This is a genomic window from Pseudoalteromonas sp. SG41-2, from assembly GCF_014164535.1.
Classification (GTDB): domain Bacteria; phylum Pseudomonadota; class Gammaproteobacteria; order Enterobacterales; family Alteromonadaceae; genus Pseudoalteromonas; species Pseudoalteromonas rhizosphaerae.
This window is the reverse complement of sequence record NZ_JACJFK010000064.1, coordinates 1-3,763: the sequence shown is the minus strand read 5'-3', so window position 1 is coordinate 3,763 and position 3,763 is coordinate 1. Positions and strand designations below refer to the sequence as shown.

Sequence of the window (3,763 nt, the reverse complement as noted above, 5' to 3'; positions counted from 1 at the left end):
GTTTTTTGGGCATGAAACGGTGTCCGTGTTGTTAACTGCTTGTCATCAACAGCCTCAAGCACCGCGCCTTCATCACTGCTTAATAGTATTGGTATCGCTTCATTACTATCAGCCACCACCACACGATTAAACAACAGAGTGAGCTTACTGATTGGCTTCCCCCGATTAACGTAGCCCGTGAGTAAATACGCTTTAGGGAAACTACATAGCCCTGTATTCAATTGCTCTGTCATTATTCATCCTTGATATTAAACACGCCATAGAAATTATATATTGCCCCCATACCCCATATATTACTTTCTTTAAGTCGCATTTCTCGTGTTTGCTGAGTATTTAAATCAAACTCAACCAATAATTCATCTTGATAATATTGACCATTACCCATAAGTTCCCTTGATTCTATTAACCAAAATGTTATTGCTTTATTTTTTTTATCCGAGAAAATATACGAGCTTATACTTCGTGATGTAATACGTTTACTGGGGTCTGATAAATTAATAAAGTAATGTGTACTCCCTGATTTAAAATAAATATAATCGCCGAAAGGGGATACTTCTAAACCCTGCATAGTAGAATGGTTATTAATACCTAAATCGACCTTCTCCAACACGTCGCCATTAAAATCATGCAACCAATACTCATTTTTTTTATATGCTAAAAAAGTTTTACCATCTGGTAATAAATATAAGCCATTGGAGTTAATAATTGGCCGTTCTCTGAGCTTTTTAGTGGGTACATGGTAATTATAATGCTTACCATTGATGTAAAAAAGCACGTTTTCACTGTCGTTAGTCCAATTAAAATGGATAGCGCCATAGCCTTCGCTCATAAAAATAAACTGCTGGGTTTTAGTATCCCAAAGCTCAAGTGTTTGGCCAACCTCAGGGCCATACATCAACATTGCGATGTATCGATTATCAGGAGAGCGCTCAGGTTTACGGCCGTCGAGCATTCTCTTACCCGAAAATGCACTTTCTGGAATGATCCGGCGCCTATCAGAGCCATCCATACGTGCAGAAAATAATGTAGTTTGCCCTATCCACTCTATCTCAGCACTAAATAAAATACGCGGGGTTGAAAATGTTTCTTTATCGCCATACACCTCATTACGCACCTCTTTTGGCCACTCCGGATGGTATGTATGGCGATACGCTATTTTATCTTTACTAAAGTTAGATTCACCGCCACACGCAGTTAAAAACAGCGTAGTAATACTTAGTAATATCATGGCGCTGCTACGCACGCTTTTACTAAACGCCTTTATATTCGTTATGCTGTGTAAAAGCGGTTTAAATCGGGCTATGTTTTCTGAGATTAATGACATGGGTAATCCTAGTATATATGGTGTAAATTTATTAATAGATTTATCTTATAAATCTATGTTATTTATAACAAATTCATTCATCATCTATATTAATGCTTGGCATTAGTTCTGCTTGCGGTGTTTGACCACTCAACTGCGTATAAGGCACTCGTTCGAAAATATAAAAAGGCTCAGCCCCGTCATCTGGATCTTGTATTAAATTAAAAGTACCTTCAGTGGGAATTTTTTTAAACGTGAGCCGAACCCAATCTGTATCTACAATACGTCGTTCTCCAACAGGGCACTCTTGGCGCCAACAGCTTTCAACATGCTCAAGAATAACTTTCTCATTGAGTGGGTTTATTGGTTTAGCCGATGATTTAGTTAAATTTAACTGGTATGCAAAGGTGATTTTTGGATCTGTAATATACTTTTTATTTCTATTATTAACTTGCATTGGCATGCACTGTGAAATACTCATATTAGCTCCCAAATACTTGCTGTAATTTTGCTTTGGTTTTTGCCCCTGCAATCCCATCTACTTCAAGGTCGTGCTCGTATTGAAAATCCCTCACTCCCGCTTTGGTTTTTGAGCCGTTAATTCCATCAACTGTACCGCAGTCAAAGCCCAGTAAATTACAACGCCCCTGTACGCCTGAAAGTGTGTCAATGGGGTCTAAATGACCAACTTGTGCGGTAAAACTTTCACTGGGTGAGCTTTGATCTTCCTTGAGATATAAATCAACCTGAGCGGTGAGCGTGTCGTTTTCATTTAGCTCAACTTCAACTAAGCCGTCACTCGGTAAAACAGTGTCAATGGTTTGGTTGCCTATGTTGAGTACAATACGTTTGCCAGTGATGTCATCACCATCTTCATGAATTATTTGTAAGCGAAAATATTCTTTTTCGTTTTGTACAACAAACGTATTTAGGCTATTGGCGCGCAGCGGCATAAACTTTTCTTTTTTAGGTGGTATGGTAATAACGTCACCGGGGTAAATTAAGTTTGGATCAGGGCGCAGCGCTCTAAATTCAGCATTACTGGGGTGGTTATACAAGGCGGTTGAGGTTTTATAACCATATTCGCGTGCTATGCGTAGCAGTGTTTCGCCTTGTGCGACGGTGTGTTGTTGTGTCATTGAAATATCCTTATCCCTAAATATAAATATCGCCAGAGCAAGTCTACGTTTAGGTGATGTTGCCTACTGACCAATCGTGATCGGCGAGTTCAAAAAAGCTGACTTTGGCGTTTTCAAAATCAGGGCCTGATACGTTGGCGTAGCCGTTTTGATCGAGCTGTCCGGTGATAATATGGCCGTTACGTAAGCGAATTTTATAGCCCATGTTGGCTTGGGGCTCGCCTGTCTCATCTAGTAGCTCAATTTCGTAACCTAACGTAGGCTGCTCAACGGTGAATGTGGTGCTATCTACCGCGCCATTGGCAGTTGCAGTGACATTATAAGCCCCTGGTTTAACCTCAAAATAGTGCTGCCAAAAGGATACTTCGTCTGGGCGTTTTTTTGCTAGTTGCAAGGTTACTTGCCCGCTGGTTGGCCCTTGCCATTGTTACTACATGAACCTTCAATATGTTGTTTTTAGTGGTAAATTCCGGCCCATATTCAGAACCACGGGCCAAAGCTACAGATGGAAATCGCTTTACTAGTTATTCTCACGCCACTGGGCTTGTCCTGAGGCTAGTTCGTGTAATACACGGCCTGTAAATCCCGCTGAACGGGTATTAGATAACCAAACTTTGATTTCACCTGACTCACCCATACCGACTATTAAGTATGGTTTTATTTCCTTAAATACTTCACCTGTTGATAACGTAAAATAAGGGAGAGATTTAGCTAACTTATAACCATTTTTATCTATTGCCACTTCACCAAAGTAAATTCTATTTTCTGACTTATCTAACCATTCAACCGCGACTTTTTCTGGGAATTTTTGATTGTAAACACTTACAGTACCACCAGCTTGTGCGTAACAACATTCTATTGCACCGGAAGGAATACCCCATTCATCATCAAATACCACAGAACGCCCCCAAATTGCATTGCCATTTTCGGTGCCGACACCTGCGACCATGTAATCAATTTTACCTGTTGACGAGCAACCCACTACAAATAATGTAAAGGTCAATGTGGTGAGACATTTTATGAGGTTACTCAAAATATATTCCATTTAAGTTCAAGCTGTCCTTGAGGAATGGCTTAGTTACTTATTCTCACGCCACTGTGCTTGCCCTGAGGCTAGTTCGTGTAATACGCGACCTGTAAATCCCGCTGAACGGGTATTAGATAACCAAACTTTGATTTCACCTGACTCACCCATGCCGACTATTAAATATGGTTTTATTTTCTTAAATACCTCACCTGTCGATAAAGTAAAATAAGGGAGAGATTTAGCTAATTTGTAACCTTTTTTGTCTATTGCAACTTCACCAAAGTAAATTCTATT

Annotated in this window: 6 protein-coding genes and 1 pseudogene; all 7 read right to left on the bottom strand. The window is 39.9% G+C overall.

What is annotated here, in order from left to right; translation table 11 throughout:
• On the bottom strand, positions 1 to 233 hold a 233-nt coding region (locus tag H5186_RS22240; RefSeq protein WP_182768433.1), incomplete at its 3' end, for a hypothetical protein.
• On the bottom strand, positions 233 to 1,324 hold the full coding sequence (locus H5186_RS22235; RefSeq protein ID WP_182795014.1) for a hypothetical protein: 1,092 nt from the start codon (positions 1,322 to 1,324) through the stop codon (positions 233 to 235). The genes H5186_RS22235 and H5186_RS22240, both read right to left, overlap by 1 nt.
• Before the next feature lie 73 nt (positions 1,325 to 1,397).
• The gene (locus tag H5186_RS22230) at positions 1,398 to 1,784 is read right to left on the bottom strand and encodes a hypothetical protein (RefSeq protein ID WP_182795013.1); all 387 of its coding nucleotides are present in this window, start codon (positions 1,782 to 1,784) and stop codon (positions 1,398 to 1,400) included.
• Position 1,785: 1 nt separating this feature from the next.
• Entirely contained in the window at positions 1,786 to 2,442 is a 657-nt protein-coding gene (locus H5186_RS22225; RefSeq protein ID WP_182795012.1) for a peptidoglycan-binding protein, read from the bottom strand.
• A gap of 49 nt (positions 2,443 to 2,491) precedes the next feature.
• A complete protein-coding gene (locus tag H5186_RS22220) occupies positions 2,492 to 2,836 on the bottom strand; it encodes a hypothetical protein (RefSeq protein ID WP_259398596.1) in 345 nt (114 codons plus the stop codon).
• 126 nt (positions 2,837 to 2,962) lie between these two features.
• Positions 2,963 to 3,475 (bottom strand): DUF2931 family protein, encoded by a 513-nt coding sequence (locus tag H5186_RS22215; protein WP_182740958.1) that lies wholly within the window; start codon positions 3,473 to 3,475, stop codon positions 2,963 to 2,965.
• A 45-nt stretch (positions 3,476 to 3,520) separates the two neighbouring features.
• Positions 3,521 to 3,763: pseudogene (locus H5186_RS22210) on the bottom strand (DUF2931 domain-containing protein); the annotation flags it as partial.